Below are 16,761 nucleotides of genomic sequence, written 5' to 3' on the forward strand. Positions count from 1 at the left end.
AGCCTGCCTCTTTACGAAAATAAGTTTCACTCGGTTTGAAGTTTGCTTCCTTAAGTGATTAATGAATTTCACAACCATTCGAAAGTGACGCTGTTTTCAAGGAGGACGCCATGGCTCCCGCTACGGGTTCTTGGCTGCTGGGCTACGCCGCAGTCGCCATCATTGCGCTGATCGTGTTGATCGCCCGCTACCGACTCAACCCCTTTATCGTCATCACCCTGGTGTCGGTGGGCCTGGCGCTGATGGCCGGCATGCCGCCTTCCGGAGTGGTGGGCGCCTACGAGGCCGGGGTCGGCAAGACCCTGGGGCATATCGCCCTGGTGGTGGCCCTGGGCACCATGCTCGGCAAGCTGATGGCCGAATCCGGCGGTGCCGAGCAGGTGGCGCGCACCCTGATCGACCGTTTCGGCGAGCGCAACGCGCATTGGGCCATGGTCTGCATCGCCTTTCTGGTGGGGTTGCCGCTGTTCTTCGAGGTGGGCTTTGTGCTGCTCATCCCCATTGCCTTTACCGTGGCGCGACGGGTGGGGGTGTCGCTGCTGATGGTGGGCCTGCCGATGGTCGCCGGGCTGTCGGTGGTCCACGCCCTGGTGCCGCCGCATCCGGGGGCGATGCTGGCGGTGCAGGCCTATCAGGCGTCGGTGGGTCAGACCCTGCTGTATGCGCTGCTGATCGGCGTGCCCACGGCGATCATCGCCGGTCCGCTGTACGCGCGGTTCATCGTGCCGCACATCCACCTGCCGGCGCAGAACCCCCTGGAGCGCCAGTTCATTGCCCGCGAGCCGCGCCCGCGCCTGCCGAGTTTCCGCCTGACCATGGCCACGATTCTGTTGCCGGTGGTGCTGATGCTGATCGGTGGTTGGGCCAACCTGCTGGCCGAGCCCGGCACCGGCCTCAACCAGTTCCTGCTGTTTATCGGCAACTCGGTGATCGCCCTGCTGGTGGCCACCCTGGTGAGTTTCTGGACCCTGGGGCTGGCCCAGGGCATGAACCGCGAATCGATCCTCAAGTTCACCAACGAATGCCTGGCGCCCACCGCCAGCATCACCCTGTTGGTGGGAGCCGGCGGCGGCCTCAACCGCATTCTCATCGACTCCGGGGTGACCGAGCAGATCGTCGGCCTGGCCCATGAGTTCCAGCTCTCGCCGTTGTGGATGGGCTGGCTGTTCGCGGTGCTGATGCGGGTCGCCACCGGTTCGGCCACCGTGGCCCTGACCACCGCTTCCGGGGTGGTGGCGCCGGTGGCCGTCGGCCTGGGCTACCCGCACCCGGAGCTGCTGGTGATCGCCACCGGCGCCGGCTCGGTGATTCTTTCCCACGTCAACGACGGCGGCTTCTGGCTGGTGAAGGAATACTTCAATATGACCGTCATCCAGACCTTCAAGACCTGGACCGTGCTGGAGACCCTGATCTCGGTGATCGCCTTCGGCCTGACCCTGGTCCTCGCGGAGTTTTTGTAGATGGACATCCTTTACCAGATCCGCTCGCGCCTGGATTTTCTCAGCGCCGGGGAAGGGCGGATCGCCCGGCTGATGCTCGACGATGTGGGCTTTGCCGCCTCTGCCAGCCTCGACGAACTGGCCCGCCGCGCTGAAGTCAGCGCCGCCACCCTGTCGCGCTTTGCCCGCAGCGTCGGCTGCCGCGACTTGCGCCAGTTGCGCCTGCAACTGGCCCAGGCCAGTGGAGTGGGCAGCCGCTTCCTGGACCCCGCCGGCACCCTGGAACAGTCCGGGTTCTACCGGCAGATCGTTGGCGATATCGAAGCTGCGCTGCACCAGCATCTGGCCGGTTTCGAGGAGGCCCAATTCGCCGATGCGGTGCGCCTGCTGGGGCGCGCGCGGATGATCCACGCCTTCGGCATGGGCGGCTGCTCGACCCTGTGCAGCAGCGAGTTGCAAGTGCGCCTGGTACGCCTGGGCTATCCCATTGCCGCCTGCCACGACCCGGTGATGATGCGCGTCACCGCTGCCGCCCTGGGGCCGCAGCACGCGGTGATCGCCTGTTCGCTGACCGGCATCACCCCCGAGCTGCTGGAGGCGGTGGCCCTGGCCCGGACCTACGGCGCCGGGATCCTGGCCATTACCTTGCCCGACTCGCCCCTGGCGCAATTGGCGGATGTGCTGCTGCCGCTGCACAGCGCCGAGACCTCGTTCATCTACAAACCCACCGCGGCCCGCTACGGCATGCTGTTGGCCATTGATGTGCTGGCCACCGAGCTGGCCCTGGCCCTGCCCGATGACAACCAGGAACGCCTGCGACGGATCAAGCTGGCCCTGGACCATTACCGTGGCGGCGACGATTGCCTGCCCCTGGGAGACTGACATGCGCTACCACACGCTGATCCGCAACGCCCTGATCATCGACGGCGGCGACCGTCCCGGTTACCCCGCCGACCTGGCCATCCTCGACGGGCGCATCGCGCGCATCGGCGATCTGTCCGCGGCCAGCGCCGAGCAAGAGATCGACGCCGCCGGGCGGGTGTTGGCCCCGGGTTTCATCGACGTGCACACCCATGACGACACGGTGGTGATCCGCCAGCCGCAGATGCTGCCCAAGCTCAGCCAGGGGGTGACCACGGTGATCGTCGGCAACTGCGGGATCAGCGCCGCGCCGGTGACCCTCAAGGGCGACCCGCCGGACCCGATGAACCTGCTGGGCGAGCGCTCGATGTTCGTCTACCCGCGTTTTCGTGACTACCGCGCGGCGGTGGATGCCGCGCGCCCGGCGATCAACGTGGCGGCGCTGGTGGGGCACACCGCGCTGCGCAGCAACCACCTGCCGGACCTGTTTCGCACGGCCACGGCCGATGAAATCAGCGCCATGCGCGGGCAACTGCGCGAAAGCCTGGAGGACGGCGCCCTCGGCCTGTCCAGCGGGCTGGCCTACGCCAGCGCGTTTTGCGCCGAGACCGATGAAGTGTTGCAACTGGCCCAGGAATTGACGACGTTCGGCGCGGTGTACACCACCCATTTGCGCAGCGAGTTCGAGCCGGTGCTGGAGGCCATGGACGAAGCTTTTCTGATTGGTCGCGCGGCCCGGGCGCCGGTGATCGTCTCGCACCTCAAGTGCGCCGGCGCCGGCAACTGGGGGCGCAGCCCGCAACTGCTGGCGGCCCTGGAAAACGCCGCCCGGGAACACCCGGTGGGCTGCGACTGCTATCCCTACGCCGCCAGCTCCTCGACCCTGGACCTCAAGCAGGTCACCGATGCCTACCGCATCACCATCACCTGGTCCACACCGCACCCCGAGCAGGGCGGTCGTGACTTGAGCGAGATCGCCGCCGACTGGGGCGTCAGCCTGCTGGCCGCTGCCGAGCGCCTGCAACCGGCGGGGGCGGTGTACTACGGCATGGATGAAAACGATGTGCGGCGCATCCTCGCCCATCCGCTGTCGATGATCGGCTCCGATGGCCTGCCGGAAGATCCTTTCCCCCATCCAAGGTTGTGGGGCGCCTTCCCCCGGGTACTGGGGCACTTCAGCCGCGACCTGGGCCTGTTCCCGCTGCACACTGCGGTGCACAAGATGACCGGGCTGTCTGCGGCGCGCTTCGGCCTGCACCAGCGTGGCGAGATCCGTGAAGGGCACTGGGCCGACCTGGTGCTGTTCGACCCGGCGCGGGTGCGTGACGTGGCGGATTTCAAGGAGCCGCAGCGCGCCGCGCAAGGCATCGATGGGGTCTGGGTCAATGGCGTGTGCAGTTTTGCCCAGGGCCGGGCCAACGGCGAACGCCACGGGCGCTTCCTGCCCCGGGAAGGTGATCTGCGCCCGGGATTTACATCCGCTGGCTGATTTGTTGACCTCCATCACAATGATGGCGCTGTGCTATTAAAGAATCCCCGAGCGGCGCCGAACTGCTGATAATCGCCGTCTGTATAGTCGGCTCATTTCAGTCAGGGAGTCGCGCAATGAGCTTTGGCAAAACCACCCCCATCCTGCGGATCTTCGATGAAGCCAAGGCCCGGGAGTTTTACCTCGATTTCCTGGGTTTCTCCCTGGATTGGGAACACCGCTTCGAAGCCGATTTTCCGCTGTACATGCAGGTCTCGCGGGGCGAGTGCGTGCTGCACCTTACCGAGCACCATGGCGACTGCTCGCCGGGTGCGGCCCTGCGGATCGAGACCGATGAACTGGAAACCTTCCAGCAGCAGTTGCTGGCCAAGCAGTACCGCTTCTCCCATCCGCAGATCCAGGCCATGCCCTGGGGCAGCCAGGACATGACCATCAGCGATCCGTTCGGCAATCGCCTGGTGTTCACCAACGCCATCAGCGTGTAACGGGTTTCAGGCCTTGCCGGAGCTCTGCGCGCTCAGGCGGAACTGCCCCGGGGTCAGCCCGGTGCGGGTCTTGAAACTGCGGTGGAACGAGCGCGGTTCGGTGAAGCCCAGGCAATCGGAGATGCCCTGGATCGACAGCTCGCTGTGGCGCAGGTAGTGCTCGGCCAGCTCCTGGCGCAGGTCGTCGAGAATCTGCTGGTATGAAGTGCCAGCCTGTTGCAGTTGGCGCTGCAGGGTGCGTACCGACAGGTGCAGGTGCTGCGCCACCTGCTCCTTGCGCGGCAGGCCGCCCTTGAGCAACTGGCGCAGCACGTTGTGCACCTGCAAGGCCAGGGGCGCATCGCCCAGGGAAGCCATCATCGCCTGGGCATGTTCTTCCAGGGTCTTGAGCAGGCGCGCGTCGGCCTGGCGCAGGGGCATCTGCAGGTACTCCAGCGGCGCCACCAGCGCCGAGCAGGGTTGCCGGAACAGCACCGGGCAGCCGAACAGCGCCTCGTACTGCGCCGCCTCGGCGGGTTCCGGCAGGGCGTGTTCGAACCACACCGCGCTGGGCGACAACTGCGAATCGGCGATCCAGCGCGCATACAACAGCCAGGACGCCAGGACGTTTTCCACCAGGTGCCGGCGGATGTCCGGGCGCTGATGGCGGCAACTCCAGATCAGCCGCACCTGGTTGCCAGCGACTTCGGCGCGGCTGGTGCCCATGTCTCCCACCAGTTTTTCGAACGGCATGATGCGGCCCATGGCTTCGCCGAGGGTCGCGCAGTTCATGGTGATGTAGCCCAGCACATTCCACGAGCTGGGTTTGACGAAGCGCGCCGAATTGAGCCCGAACAGCGGATCGCCGGAGTGCTGGCAGAAATAGTCCAGCAGCCGCTCATGCACCTCCATCGGCAGGCGCAGGCTGGTGTCGTTCAACTGCGCGGCGCTAAGCCCGGCCGCGGCCAGCGCCGGCTCGGTGGCAATACCCAATTGCTCCGCATAGAGCAGGTATTTCAGCAGGGGCGGGACCGAAGTAAAACCGAGGCTGGGCATGAACGGGTTCCTGGTGACTAATCCCTAGGACAGCAGGACGAAGACCGGGAAAGGTAAGGGCAAACCCTGATGGGTGTAAATGCTCGGGTCCGGGGATTGGCGCCTTTCGCCGGCAAGCCAGCTCCTACGGAGGGTGTAGGAGCCGGCTTGCCGGCGAAGGGGCCTGCGCGAATCAGACGCGGAAGTGGCTGACCATCATCTGCAACTGGCCGCCCAGGCGCGCCAGTTCAACGCTTGCGGCTGCGGTTTCATCGCTGGCGGCGGCGGTCTGTTCGGACACGTCGCGCACGTTGATGATGCTGCGGCTGATCTCTTCGGCCACGGCGCTCTGTTGCTCGGCAGCGGCGGCGATCTGCTGGTTCATCGACTGGATGTTGGACACGGTGCGGGTGATGCTTTCCAGCGAGGCGCCGGCCTTGCGGGTCAGTTCGACGCTGCTGTCGGTCAGGCTGCGGCTGTTGTTCATCACCGTGGCCACTTGCTGGGTGCCGTTCTGCAGGCCGGCCACCAGTTCCTCGATCTCTTCGGTGGACTTCTGGGTGCGCTGGGCCAGGGCCCGCACTTCGTCGGCGACCACGGCGAAACCACGCCCGGCTTCACCGGCGCGGGCGGCTTCGATGGCGGCGTTGAGTGCCAGCAGGTTGGTCTGTTCGGCCACGGCCTTGATCACGTCCATGACGCTGCCGATCTTGTCGCTTTCCTGTTGCAGCACGGTCATGGCGTCGGTGGAGCGCACCACTTCGCTGGCCAGGCGCTCGATCTGCTCGATGGCCTGGGCCACCACCTTGTCGCCCTGGCGGGCTTCGCCGTCGGCGGCGGCCGCGGCCTGGGAGGCTTCTTCGGCATTGCGCGCGACTTCCTGCACGGTGGCGGTCATCTCGTGCATGGCGGTGGCCACCTGGTCGGTCTCGACTTTCTGGCTGTTGACCCCGGCGCTGGTTTCTTCGGTCACCGCGGACAGTTCTTCGGCGGCGCTGGCGATCTGGGTCACGCCGTCGCGGATGCCGCTGATCAGCTCGCGCAGGGTCACGCCCATGCGCACGATGCCTTGTTGCAGCACGCCCAGTTCGTCGCGGCGGGTGACCCGCAGGTTCTCGGTCAGGTCGCCGGAGGCGATGCGCTCGACCACGGCCAGGGTTTCCTGCAGCGGGCGGGTGATCTGCCGGGTGATGATCACGGCGGCCAGTACACCGACCAGCAGCGCCAGCAGGGTGCTGATCAGCTGCAGGCTGCGGGCCTGGGCGCTCTCGATGTCGCGGCGGTCCAGCTGGATCTGGTACAGGGCGTCACTGCGGCTGACGATGTCGGCGCCCTGGTCGGTCATTTCCTTGCGCGCCTCTACGGCGTTGGTGAAGGCGACCTTGAAGGCCTGCAGCGAGCTGCGGTAGCCGCTCAGGGCGGTTTCGAGCTGTTGCAGGGCATCGCGCTGGGTGCTGCTGAAATGGGACTTGAGCTGATCCATTTCGGCAATCGCAGCGTTGAGCTGGGTGACGGCTTTCTGTTCGGTGTCCGGGTTGTTGGTGGTGACGTAGCCGCGCACTTCATAGCGCGCCAGCTGGAAGGCTTCCTTGGCCTGGGTGATGGCCTGGAACTGCGTAAAGCGCTCGTCGCTCAGGGGCAACTGCTTGACCCAGGAGTTGATCCCGTTGATCAGGTCATTGGCGCGTTCGGCGTTCTGGTTCATCGCCAGTCGTGCGGCGTCGCCGCTGCGGTAGGCGTTGCGCATCTTGTTCAGCGAATCCTGATAGGCACTGATGGTCGCGCCCAGGCCTTGCAGGAGCTTGATGTTTTCCGGGCTCTGGAACGAGGCCAGGAGTTTTTTCTGCTGGGCGCTGAAATCGTCCAGGGTGTTCTGCACGCCTTGGGCGGCGGTTTCGTCGCCGTTGGCCAGCATGTACTGCAGGCGGGTGACCCGCAGCTTGGTCAGGCCGCTGTTGAGCTGGGTGATGTCGCTCATCCAGTTGCTGCGGTCGATCAGGCTGCCCAGGCTGGTCCAGCCGGTCAGTGCAAGGACGGTGGTCAGGGCCAGGACCAGGCCGAAACCCAGGCCCAGCTTAAGGTTGACGCTGATGTTGGCAAACCAACTACTCATTGAATTCCTCCAGGAACGTAGCTCTTCTTGATCTTGAGTTGGCTGGAAGATTGTTGTTGTTGGTGACCAGCAAGGTGTTTTGTAGGGGGTGTATCGGCGGGATGTGCCATAGCTGAAACGATTTCGTCGGCATTGTCCCAAGACAATGTTTTAGGCGATGGACGGCTATTTTGCGGGATGTGCCGCCGGTCCGTTGAGCTTTTTTTCACATTGATTTCACTCGGGCCCCACGCCCGGCGCCCTAGAGTCTGGGCGGTCGATGCCATAGGCATCGGCCAGCGTTCAATTGTCATCAGGCTTTCGTAGCCTTGCTGTGCGCTGCTCAAGACATAGGAACATTCTCGTAAGGGCGGCTGGGAATTGACTACAAGACTGGTGTTGCCGGCGAGCAAGCGGCCCTTCCTGGGGCGCGTCCTGGTCCGTTACAAGAGCCTGCTGGTGCCGTTGCTGGGCGCCTGCCTGGTGATTCCCCTGGGGCTGTTCCTGCTCCGGCCGGCCTCGGTGCCCGACCTGAGCCACGGCAACGGGGCCGGGCTCCAGGCCCTGACGGCCGCCTGGGACAAGGGTGAAATGATTGTGCTGGTGCGCCACATGGAGCGCTGCGACCGCTCCAATGCCGCGTGCCTGGGCCCGGCCGATGGCATTACCGACCGGGCCCGAGAGGTGGCGGTGGGGCTCGGCGCGCAGTTCGAGCACCTGGGCCTGGAGCGTACCGATATCTACAACAGCCCGTTGACGCGTACCGCGCAGACCGCGAGCTACATGTTCAGCAAGGTCAGCAGTGGCGATGGCTGGCTGTTCAACTGCAAGAACTCCATGTTGCGCGATGTCATGGCGCACAAGGTCGCCGGGCGCAACCTGGTGCTGGTGACCCACAGCGAATGCATGGCGCAGATGGAACAGGACCTGAAACGGGCGACCCCGACCCTGGGGTACGGCGCTTCCCTGTTCGTCTCCACCGATACCCTCAATGGCGCGCCGAAGATGCTCGGCCTGATCGAGGCCAGTGACTGGCGCTCGGTGAACCTCAAGCCCTGACCGCAGGCGGCCGCTCCGTGTGGCTGGCCTTCAGGGGCATAGGAAGCGGCTCAAGGTGCCAGCAGGTCCGGCTCGGCCGGTGGTGTGCCAGCCGCTGGCGGGGTGGCTGGCGGGCCGTCGTTGATGCGCTGCGGGCTGATCAGGTTGGTGAACTCCTCGATCAGGCGCTGGATCGCTTCCGGCGGCTGGCAGTCGCGAAACTCCATGCTGATCTGTACCTCGTCCGGGTCGCGTTCCTGGCCGTCACGCTTGCCGCTGCCGAAGGTGACGAAAAACTTCTCGCTCTGCAGCTCGCCGTTCTCCAGGTCGTGGCTGGCCTTCTGCAGCTCGGTGGCCTGCATGCGCACCGACAGGTCGACAGTCATCTTGTGCAGGGCCAGGCCCTTGGGCGAGACCAGGGCAATCAGCGGCACATTGATGATGTGGTCTTCGTTGAGCGCCACCTCGACCATCTTGGCCTTCATCGGCGTGCCCAGGTCGTCGACGTTGTAGTCGAAGAACTGGTCGAACAACTTGATGTACTGCTGGGCGATCAGGTTGTGGGTGGCGGCTGCAGCCTGATGCATGCCGCGGGTGATATGGCTCAGGTCGCTGGCGGACATGGGCTCCTTGCTGCGAGAAAAAAACGCCATGGATCACGCTCCTTGTTCGGTGGCTGAAGTGCCCCGCCATGAAGGCGGGGCGGGTTACTGGGGCGAAGGCGCGATGTGGATCAACCGCCGGTGCCGGTTTTCTTCTCGTCCGCGGCATCGGGCATTTTCAGCGCGTTGGCGGTCGGCAGCTTGTCGGTGTCGGTCGGTTGAGTGCTAGGCAGCCGCACAGGCTTGGTGGCTGCGTCGGTGAGGAAGTCGATGACCCGCATCAGGGCTTCCGGTGGGTCCTGGCGGACGATCTTGGTGCTGATGGCGTAGCGGGCGCGGGTGTCGGTCTTGCGGGTCTGGGTCGATTTGTGGCTCGCCGCGCCCTTGACCGAAACACTGAACGGGCCCCAGCCCATCTTCGCCTCGAAACTGCCGGAGGCTTCGGTGCTGCTGGTGTCCTCGGCCATCTGGCTGATGGTCAGCTCGAACTCGATGGAGCCTTCCTCGATGGTGATGTTGGGGTGACTGATGGCCGCCAGCAACGGGATGCGCATCGACTTCTTCACGGTGCCCTTGTACACCCCCTGCTCATCCACCAGGGTTTCGTCATAGTCGAACTGCACCGAAACCGCCTGGCCGTTCTGAATGCACACGCCCATCAGGAAGTCCGCATAGGCTTTGCTCGCGGCGACCTGCGCCTGGATCATCGCCATCAGTGGACCGGTGATCATCTTGTCCAGGGGCAGGGCGGCGATCACGCCGCCAATCAGGCCCTTATCGATATCTGCCATGGTCTAGCTCCTTGTTCTTTGTTGCGCGAAATGCGCCCTTGCAGGTTAAGAAAGCCGTGAAGGCCGATTCAGCAGGAATCGATTACCGGTGAGTGTTGGCATCCAGGCGGCGGATGTTGCCGATCTGCCGCAGGCTCAGGCCGTACTTGTCCGCCAGCACACTGCGGGAAATACCGCCCAGGCTTTCCAGTTGAATGTGCTGGTTGCGGATCTGCCGGCAGAAGTGGTCGGCCTTGGGGATCTCCAGGGCCAGGCCGGCGAAACGCTCGATCAGCGCGTTGAGGGCGTCGGGCGGCAGGATCAAAGCCAGGGAGGTACGTTCGGCGTGCTTGGGGATGTACTTGGGGCGGCCGCCGTATTCACGGGTCAGGCGGTAGGCATTTTCCAGTCCGATGCAGTCGATGAGGGCCTGGAGCGAGTGAGGGAGCTGGCGAACATCGATGAGTACGAGGTCTTTCACGTCCATTTGGTACCTCCTTGGAATTATGGATAAGGCTGGTTTGATCCTAAGGAGGTGTCTCGTCCTCTGTTCAGTGGGAAATTTCCCCCCTATTAAGGGGAACTATTACATTCTGATGTTGTATCGGTCGCTGGTGGTGCACTGGATTTTCCTAAACTGGATGAGGAAAAATCCATGTCACGCTACGCGATTGATTTCAGCTTTATCGCCGCTCTGGAGGGAGCTGCCATTACCCGCGGTTATGTGCCCGATCCGGACAAGAGCAAGAGTGGCGTCACGGTGGGCACAGGCTTCGATCTGGGGCAACGGAACGTAGAGGACTTGCAGACGCTCAATCTGCCGGCGGACCTGATCCGGCGACTGACCCCCTACCTGGGGCTGAAGGGGCTCAAGGCCAAGGCGTTTCTCGACGGCCAGCCCTTGAACATCAGCAGTGCCGAGGCGCTTTTGGTGGACGAGGCATTCAAGGCGCCCTTCGTCGATCTTCTGGCAGCGAATTACACCAAGGCCAGCGGAGTGGACTTCGCTCAACTGCCGGCACCGATGCAGACCGTTATCGCCTCGGTGGCCTTTCAGTACGGCAACCTGGCCAGTCGCACACCGAACTTCTGGGCCCAGGTGGTGGCCCGCGACTGGAAGAGTGCCCTGGCCAACCTGCGTAACTTTGGCGACAGCTACGGTACTCGCCGGCGCAAGGAGGCTGATCTGCTGGGCTCGCAGCTAACCTCGTAAGTGCTCGCCGCCCAGGCTCAAGGCCTGGGCGGCTTGCCGGTTTCAAGGGCAGGGGTAGGTTTGCAGCAGGCTGGCGTTGCCCATGTGGCTGGTGTCGTCGGGTTGTGTGCCGCTGGGCAGCGAGCGCCAGTCCACCAACAGGCACATGGCCTTGAGGGAAATGCCCTTGGCCTGGCCGATGGGGTTGGAGAACTCATAGCGGTACAGCGCCTGGGTGGTGTTCTGCGGGGTTACGCTGCTGGCATTGATCAAGGTGCTGCGTGCCATGTCCGGCAGTTTGTCCTGGGTGATGGTAAAGCGCGGTTGTTCACCCTGTTGGCTGAACGCGCCCTGGTCCCGAGAGCGTTTCCACAGCTGCTGCCACTGGCTGTTGCCGGCGGCGGTGCTCAGGGTGGCGGCGTAGGCCTTGAGGGTGGCGGGTGGGAGATTGGTGGTTTCCAGGGCGTGGGCAGCGCTGGCCAACAGGCTCAGGCCGAGGATCAGTGAACGTAGAATCAACATGGGGATATCTCCTTTTCCAGGCCGCAAGGGCCCGACACGAACATAGGGAAGATCCCGGCAACTAGGGTATCGCCGGGGGCAAGGCTCAGCGGGCGTCGAGGTAGTCCCGACGCAGGCCTTCCTGGCTGCTCTTGGCGATCAGTGCCTTGGCCACGGTGTTCCCGATGGCGTTGTCGTTGATGTTTTCCACCCCAAGGATGTTTTGCGCCGCCAGTTGCTGGCGCAACCCGGCCTTCTGGGCAACGGCCCGGCTCAGGGTGCTACTGATAACGGTGATGCTCATGTCTGACTCCTTTTCGGGGAAAGCCCGTCGTTGGGCAGGAGTCATGGTTTCAAGGGTGGCGGGCGGGTATCAGCGGGAAAGGGTTCAAGGGGCATGGGCTGCGGGGATGGGCAAACGGCACCTGATTCAGGTGCCGTTTTTTTTGCGTTCAGCCGGCCGGCGCCAGGTTGACGAAGTAGTAGGCCTGGCGGCCCACCATGAGGGTCTGCTGGATCTGCAGCGGCGGCTTGGGCGCCTCGGCGCCACCCAGTACCGCCATGTGTTGCGGCGACTCGCGCAAGAAGGCCAGCAGTTGCGCCTCGTTCTGCAGGTCCTTGAGCAGGCTCTGGGTGTAGAACACGCTGGCACCGGCGATGCGCTCGTTGGCCTGGTACAGCGCCAGCTGGTGCCCGCTACCCTGCAACGCCATGATCCGGTCGGTCACCGGAACGAACGACAATTCGCGGTCGGCCCTGGGCGCGGCCCATTGGGCGTTGGCCAGATAGCCGCCGATCACCAGGGCCATGAGTGCTATCAGCCACCCCCTGCGCTGGCGCCCCACGGTACTCCAGAAGCCCTTGCCCGGGGCGCGCTCGGCCAGGCGCTGGTAGAGCACTGCGCCATATTCCGCCGCCAGCACCGCCGCGGCCGGAGTCAGGGACATCAGGTACACCGTGCGCTTGCTCGAAGCCAGGCACAGCAGGGCGAACTGCGCCAGCAGCCAGAGGCTGAAAAACAGCAGGTAGCGGTTCTGCATCAGGGTTTTACGGAAATGCCACAGGCCCAGGTAGGCCAGGATGTTCCACGGCAGGAAGGCCTGGGGCAGCTTGGCCAGGTAGTAGTAGAAGGGCTCGTAGTGCCCGGCCTCCTCGAAGGAGCCGTCGAAGCGCCCGACGCTGTTGGTCCACAGCACTTCCCCCAGGGCCTGCAGGCCGCCGCGCTGGTAGAGCATGTACAGCCAGATCATCAGCGGCACCAGCCCCAGCAGGGTCAGCAGGCCCGGGCGCAGCCAGTGGCTGAAGGTGAAGCGCTTGTCGATCAGGCTGCCGGCCAGCAGGTAGGCGAAGATCACCACCCCGGGCATGGCCAGGCCGAGCACGCCCTTGCTCAGGGTGGCGATGGCGATCCCGCCGGCGAACGCCAGCCAGGAGAGCAGCGCCGGCTGCTGCGCGGCCTGGCGTCGATGGGCCTGGAAAAACGCCAGCAGGGCCAGGGTTACCCCGAGGCTGAGCAGGGCATCCTCGCCCACGCCGCGCACGTTGCTCCAGTAACTGGCCATGGTCGCCAGCATCAGCCCGGCCATGGCCGCCAGGGCTGCCGGCCGGCCAAAGCGGCGCAGCATGGCGTACAGCAGCATCACGCTGAACAGCCCGGCGAAGGCCGAGGCCAGGCGCACCGCCAGGGGCGTGCCGCCGAAGGCACGGATGGCCCCGGCATCGAGCCACAGGCTCAGCGGCGGTTTTTCCAGAAATGGCGTGCCGAACAGGCGCGGCGTGACCCAGTCATCGTCCAGGTGCATTTCCATGGCGATCCCGGCCACCCGGGCTTCGGTGGAACCTTGCAACTGGTGGTTGCCCAGGGCGAAGAAGAACAGCAGGCAGGCCAGCAGAAACAGCAGCGGAGCGGGTCGTGACATGAGTTGTGCGCCGGCAGGTCGAGGGGCGCAGCCGGAAGGCCGCAGGCAAGCCCGAAAGTATACGTAGGCAAGTCTTAACGAATTGTGAACAAGTAGGGGGAAAGCGTGCGGATGTTCGCCGGCTGTGCGCGGGTCAGCCCATGGACTGCTGGTAGGCGGCCACGGCTTGCGGGAACAGCTGTTCGTAGAGGGGGTAGGCGATGCCCAGCACGGTGATCTCGATGGCATCGGCGCCACATTCGGCGGAGTAGTCCTGAATGCTCACGCCCAGGGCCGGCACGGGTTGGTCGAGGTGGTGCACCACCAGGTGCAGCCCGCTCTGGCTCGCTCCTGCCAGTGCGCGTACCTGCTGCTGGAGGCCGGCATAGGCCGGGGCGGCGATGAATTGGCCGAAGGCCACGCCCATGGGCGGGTCGGCCGACTCCAGGGCCGACCAGCCGAGCAGGGTCGAGCCCTGGTAAACCTTGAACCTTGCTGGAGCATCCGGGTGGGTGGGCATGGGGGGCTCTGGTGAGGGATCAGGTGAGGGTGCTTTCCTGCTGTTGCCGGCTGATTCGCCCGCGGCCCCAGGCCGACAGCGCCTCGATCACCGGCTGCAGCGATTGCCCCTCGTCGGTCAGGCGGTATTCCACCCGCGGCGGCACCTCGGCGTACACCGTGCGCGACACCAGGCCGGCGGCTTCCAGGTCCCGCAACTGCTTGGTCAAAAGACGTTGGGAGATCCCCGGCAGGCGCCGTTGCAGTTCGTTGAAACGCAGGAAGTCGTTGGCCAGCAACTGGTGCAGGACCACGCCTTTCCAGCGGCCGTCGATCAGGTCCAGGGTGACCTCCACCGGGCAGCCTGGAATGTCCTGATAGTGTTTGTTTTTCATTGCCTGACGACCCTTTTGCGTAGCTGGTACGCAAAAGTACCCTACTTGTGCGGGCAGGGCATGAGGGATTTAAGTGTGCGCTTTCAACCGCCAAGGAAGCTCTGCAATGAAGGCCATCGCCTACCTCAAAGGCTCGTCTGTGTTCGATCCCCAAGCGCTCTGCGAGGTGCATCTGGACGAGCCGCCACTGGAACCTCATGACCTGCTGGTGGCGGTCGAGGCGGTATCGGTCAACCCTTTGGACACTAAGGTCCGCGCCGGCCAGGTGGCGGTGCCCGACGAGGTGCGCACCCTGGGCTGGGACGCCAGCGGCGTGGTCCGCGCGGTGGGTAGCGCGGTGACCCTGTTCGCCCCTGGGGATGCGGTGTTCTATGCCGGCACCTTCACCCGCGATGGCGCCAATGCCGAGCTGCACCAGGTGGACGAGCGCCTGGTGGGGCACAAGCCGGCCAGCCTGTCCTTCGCCCAGGCGGCCGCCATGCCGCTGACCTCGCTGACCGCCTGGCAATTGCTCTTCGAGCGCCTGGGCCGGGTGCCCGGTGACCTCGCTGAACAGGGCACGCTGCTGATTGTCGGTGGTGCCGGTGGCGTTGGCTCGGTGCTGATCCAGCTGGCGCGCCGGCTGACCGCAATGACCGTCATCGCCACGGCTTCGCGGCCGGACAGCCGCCAGTGGTGCCTGGACCTGGGGGCCCATCAGGTGCTGGACCATTCCCGTTCGCTGGTGGAGCAACTGGCGGCCCTGGACCTGCCACCCGTGACCCATATTGCCGCCCTGACCCATACCCAGCGGCACTATGCCGAGCTGGCCCGGATCATCGTGCCCCATGGCCATATCGCGCTGATCGACGATCACGACTTCTTCGATGCGGTGCCGCTTAAGGCCAAGAGCGTGTCCCTGCACTGGGAGATGGTGTTCACCCGCGCCCTGTTTAAGACCCCGGACATGATCGAGCAGCACCACATCCTCAACCGGCTGGCGCAGTTGCTGGACCAGGGATTGATCCGCTGCACCCTGAATGAAGTCTTCAGCCCGTTCAACGCCGACAGCCTGCGCCGGGCCCATGAACGCGTGGAGCAGGGCGGCCTGCCGGGCAAAGTGGTAGTGGCCCGCGACGCCCAGGCCATCGCCTCCTTGTAGGCGCTGGCTGGGTGGGCGCTGATTGGGTGCTGGCTTGCCAGCGAAGGCGTCATCACCTCTGGCGCAGGGCCGCAGGGCCTCTTCGCCGGCGAGCCGGCTCCTATGGAAGTGGAGTGTCGGGGAGGACTGATCGGCGCAGGTGGCGCCCGCTGCGCCACCAGAAGATGCCGCCGAGGAAGGCCCCAGAACAGCCGAACAGCGGCGCCACCGGCAGGTAGCGCGCCAGCCCTTCGGGCTCGGGTTCTTCATCCGGCGAGTCGGTGTAGAAGCTCGACGGGGCCAGGCTCATCACCAGCGGAATGGTCGGCATCGCCGCCAGTGCACCGCAGAACAGATAGATCAGCACATTGCGCCAGGCAAAGCGCTGGGCCAGCCAGAAGAACAGCACACAGGGCAGGACCGTGAAAATGCCGATCAGCACACCGCTCAACACCAGGGTCAGCAGGCCCACGAACAGCGTCTGGAGAATGATGTCCGTGTTCAACGCGCCGGCACCGGCCAGCATCCCCAGCATCATCAGCACGGCCACGAGCGTGGCCAGGGCCGTGACGCCGATGAAGTAGGCGGCGAACCAGTCTTCAGGCTGCACGGTACGAAGGGTTGGCGTTTTTGTGGGCATGGGAGCTATCGCTTCTTGAGGTGAGTGACAAGGCCGGGGCCGTGGGAGCTTTCTTTGCCGGCATGCCGGCTCCTGCAGGAAGTAGTCAGCGCAGATGACGCCCGCTGAGCCACCAGGACATCGCTCCCAGAAAGGCCCCGCAAGCGCCGAACAAGTGTGCCAACGGCGCATAGCGCTCAAGGATGTTGACGCCGTGCGGGAGGTTGAAAAAGCCGGGAGACAGGCTCACCACCATGGGAATGGCGGGCAGCGCCGCCAGGGCTCCGCCCAACAGGTAGATCCACAGATGGCGCCAGGTGAAACGCTGGGCCAGCCAGAAGAACAGGATGCAGGGCAGGGCGGCGACGGCGCCTATCACCGCCACGCTCACCAGCAGCGCCACCACGCTGAAAGACAGGACATCGAGCAGATTGCTCCACGGGTCCCGGCTGCTGAACTGCACGACCAGGTTGACCAGCAATGTCAGGACCAGGGCCAGCGTCGCGACGCTGATGAAATAGGTGGCAACCCAATCAGAGGGCTCAACGGTGCGAAGGGATGTGGACGGCTGGGGCATGGTGGCAGTGGCTTCAGGCTGAGAATGACCGGAGCAAGGCTATCGGCAGCGAGCCTGTCTGTTTGTGGAGTTTGCGTGGTTTTTTCGCGGTCGACGCGCTCTGGTGGATGACGCCGGGGCAGAAAATCCCTTATACAGGCAGCGGCCCGTCGGTCGTGCACGGGCCCGGTT

General features: G+C 64.7%; 20 protein-coding genes and 1 pseudogene. 7 read left to right on the forward strand and 14 right to left on the reverse strand.

What is annotated here, in order from left to right; genetic code table 11:
• Positions 1 to 110: 110 nt before the first annotated feature.
• The 4 genes from AC1RL5_RS05745 (at position 111) to AC1RL5_RS05760 (ending at position 4,274) form a co-directional block, all read left to right on the forward strand.
• On the forward strand, positions 111 to 1,460 hold the full coding sequence (locus AC1RL5_RS05745; RefSeq protein ID WP_072451340.1) for a GntT/GntP/DsdX family permease: 1,350 nt from the start codon (positions 111 to 113) through the stop codon (positions 1,458 to 1,460).
• The gene (locus AC1RL5_RS05750) at positions 1,461 to 2,321 is read left to right on the forward strand and encodes a MurR/RpiR family transcriptional regulator (RefSeq protein ID WP_072451339.1); all 861 of its coding nucleotides are present in this window, start codon (positions 1,461 to 1,463) and stop codon (positions 2,319 to 2,321) included.
• A 1-nt stretch (position 2,322) separates the two neighbouring features.
• Positions 2,323 to 3,789 (forward strand): N-acyl-D-amino-acid deacylase family protein, encoded by a 1,467-nt coding sequence (locus AC1RL5_RS05755; protein WP_492589134.1) that lies wholly within the window; start codon positions 2,323 to 2,325, stop codon positions 3,787 to 3,789.
• A 116-nt stretch (positions 3,790 to 3,905) separates the two neighbouring features.
• On the forward strand, positions 3,906 to 4,274 hold the full coding sequence (locus tag AC1RL5_RS05760; RefSeq protein WP_011059140.1) for a glyoxalase superfamily protein: 369 nt from the start codon (positions 3,906 to 3,908) through the stop codon (positions 4,272 to 4,274).
• A 6-nt stretch (positions 4,275 to 4,280) separates the two neighbouring features.
• On the opposite strand, the gene gliR is transcribed toward AC1RL5_RS05760, so the two are convergent.
• From gliR to AC1RL5_RS05780, 4 genes and pseudogenes are all read right to left on the reverse strand, one after another.
• Positions 4,281 to 5,309 carry an AraC family transcriptional regulator GliR gene (gene gliR / locus AC1RL5_RS05765; RefSeq protein ID WP_492589135.1) on the reverse strand — a complete coding sequence of 343 codons (1,029 nt, stop codon included), beginning with the start codon at positions 5,307 to 5,309 and terminating at the stop codon, positions 4,281 to 4,283.
• A gap of 172 nt (positions 5,310 to 5,481) precedes the next feature.
• Complete coding sequence (locus AC1RL5_RS05770) at positions 5,482 to 6,345, reverse strand: methyl-accepting chemotaxis protein (protein WP_370059467.1); 864 nt, start codon at positions 6,343 to 6,345, stop codon at positions 5,482 to 5,484.
• Positions 6,340 to 7,401: pseudogene (locus AC1RL5_RS05775) on the reverse strand (methyl-accepting chemotaxis protein); the annotation flags it as partial. The gene AC1RL5_RS05770 and the pseudogene AC1RL5_RS05775, both read right to left, overlap by 6 nt.
• Positions 7,398 to 7,727: a hypothetical protein gene (locus AC1RL5_RS05780; RefSeq protein ID WP_146043145.1), complete on the reverse strand. Its 330-nt coding sequence runs from the start codon at positions 7,725 to 7,727 to the stop codon at positions 7,398 to 7,400. The pseudogene AC1RL5_RS05775 and the gene AC1RL5_RS05780, both read right to left, overlap by 4 nt.
• Positions 7,728 to 7,761: 34 nt before the next feature.
• On the opposite strand from AC1RL5_RS05780, the gene pmrG reads away from it, so the two are divergent.
• On the forward strand, positions 7,762 to 8,439 hold the full coding sequence (gene pmrG / locus AC1RL5_RS05785; RefSeq protein ID WP_072451337.1) for a lipopolysaccharide core heptose(II)-phosphate phosphatase PmrG: 678 nt from the start codon (positions 7,762 to 7,764) through the stop codon (positions 8,437 to 8,439).
• A gap of 50 nt (positions 8,440 to 8,489) precedes the next feature.
• Here pmrG and AC1RL5_RS05790 read toward each other — a convergent pair whose 3' ends face one another.
• From AC1RL5_RS05790 to AC1RL5_RS05800, 3 genes are all read right to left on the reverse strand, one after another.
• The gene (locus AC1RL5_RS05790; protein WP_011059144.1) at positions 8,490 to 9,071 is read right to left on the reverse strand and encodes a DUF2589 domain-containing protein; all 582 of its coding nucleotides are present in this window, start codon (positions 9,069 to 9,071) and stop codon (positions 8,490 to 8,492) included.
• A gap of 80 nt (positions 9,072 to 9,151) precedes the next feature.
• Positions 9,152 to 9,811, reverse strand: a complete 660-nt coding sequence (locus AC1RL5_RS05795; protein WP_011059145.1) for a DUF2589 domain-containing protein — start codon at positions 9,809 to 9,811, stop codon at positions 9,152 to 9,154.
• A gap of 82 nt (positions 9,812 to 9,893) precedes the next feature.
• On the reverse strand, positions 9,894 to 10,277 hold the full coding sequence (locus tag AC1RL5_RS05800) for a hypothetical protein (protein ID WP_011059146.1): 384 nt from the start codon (positions 10,275 to 10,277) through the stop codon (positions 9,894 to 9,896).
• 168 nt (positions 10,278 to 10,445) lie between these two features.
• Here AC1RL5_RS05800 and AC1RL5_RS05805 point away from each other — a divergent pair, with 168 nt between their 5' ends.
• On the forward strand, positions 10,446 to 11,003 hold the full coding sequence (locus AC1RL5_RS05805; protein ID WP_492589137.1) for a pesticin C-terminus-like muramidase: 558 nt from the start codon (positions 10,446 to 10,448) through the stop codon (positions 11,001 to 11,003).
• A 42-nt stretch (positions 11,004 to 11,045) separates the two neighbouring features.
• On the opposite strand, the gene AC1RL5_RS05810 is transcribed toward AC1RL5_RS05805, so the two are convergent.
• The 5 genes from AC1RL5_RS05810 to AC1RL5_RS05830 all read right to left on the reverse strand — a co-directional run bounded on the left by AC1RL5_RS05810 (position 11,046) and on the right by AC1RL5_RS05830 (position 14,274).
• The gene (locus AC1RL5_RS05810) at positions 11,046 to 11,504 is read right to left on the reverse strand and encodes a hypothetical protein (RefSeq protein ID WP_093404976.1); all 459 of its coding nucleotides are present in this window, start codon (positions 11,502 to 11,504) and stop codon (positions 11,046 to 11,048) included.
• A gap of 85 nt (positions 11,505 to 11,589) precedes the next feature.
• Complete coding sequence (locus tag AC1RL5_RS05815; protein ID WP_207239799.1) at positions 11,590 to 11,787, reverse strand: hypothetical protein; 198 nt, start codon at positions 11,785 to 11,787, stop codon at positions 11,590 to 11,592.
• Positions 11,788 to 11,935: 148 nt separating this feature from the next.
• Entirely contained in the window at positions 11,936 to 13,402 is a 1,467-nt protein-coding gene (locus AC1RL5_RS05820; RefSeq protein ID WP_492589138.1) for an ArnT family glycosyltransferase, read from the reverse strand.
• A 133-nt stretch (positions 13,403 to 13,535) separates the two neighbouring features.
• Positions 13,536 to 13,901 carry a hypothetical protein gene (locus AC1RL5_RS05825; RefSeq protein WP_176876752.1) on the reverse strand — a complete coding sequence of 122 codons (366 nt, stop codon included), beginning with the start codon at positions 13,899 to 13,901 and terminating at the stop codon, positions 13,536 to 13,538.
• A 19-nt stretch (positions 13,902 to 13,920) separates the two neighbouring features.
• Complete coding sequence (locus AC1RL5_RS05830; RefSeq protein ID WP_123577427.1) at positions 13,921 to 14,274, reverse strand: winged helix-turn-helix transcriptional regulator; 354 nt, start codon at positions 14,272 to 14,274, stop codon at positions 13,921 to 13,923.
• Positions 14,275 to 14,380: 106 nt separating this feature from the next.
• On the opposite strand from AC1RL5_RS05830, the gene AC1RL5_RS05835 reads away from it, so the two are divergent.
• Entirely contained in the window at positions 14,381 to 15,415 is a 1,035-nt protein-coding gene (locus AC1RL5_RS05835) for a zinc-binding alcohol dehydrogenase family protein (protein ID WP_123577428.1), read from the forward strand.
• A 100-nt stretch (positions 15,416 to 15,515) separates the two neighbouring features.
• Here the strand turns inward: AC1RL5_RS05835 and AC1RL5_RS05840 are convergent, their stop codons facing one another.
• Both AC1RL5_RS05840 and AC1RL5_RS05845 read right to left on the reverse strand, forming a co-directional pair.
• Positions 15,516 to 16,034, reverse strand: a complete 519-nt coding sequence (locus AC1RL5_RS05840) for a hypothetical protein (protein ID WP_401335735.1) — start codon at positions 16,032 to 16,034, stop codon at positions 15,516 to 15,518.
• A gap of 85 nt (positions 16,035 to 16,119) precedes the next feature.
• On the reverse strand, positions 16,120 to 16,590 hold the full coding sequence (locus AC1RL5_RS05845) for a hypothetical protein (protein ID WP_370058613.1): 471 nt from the start codon (positions 16,588 to 16,590) through the stop codon (positions 16,120 to 16,122).
• Positions 16,591 to 16,761: the final 171 nt, after the last annotated feature.

It is taken from the genome of Pseudomonas sp. GW822-FHT06D10 (genome assembly GCF_058799535.1).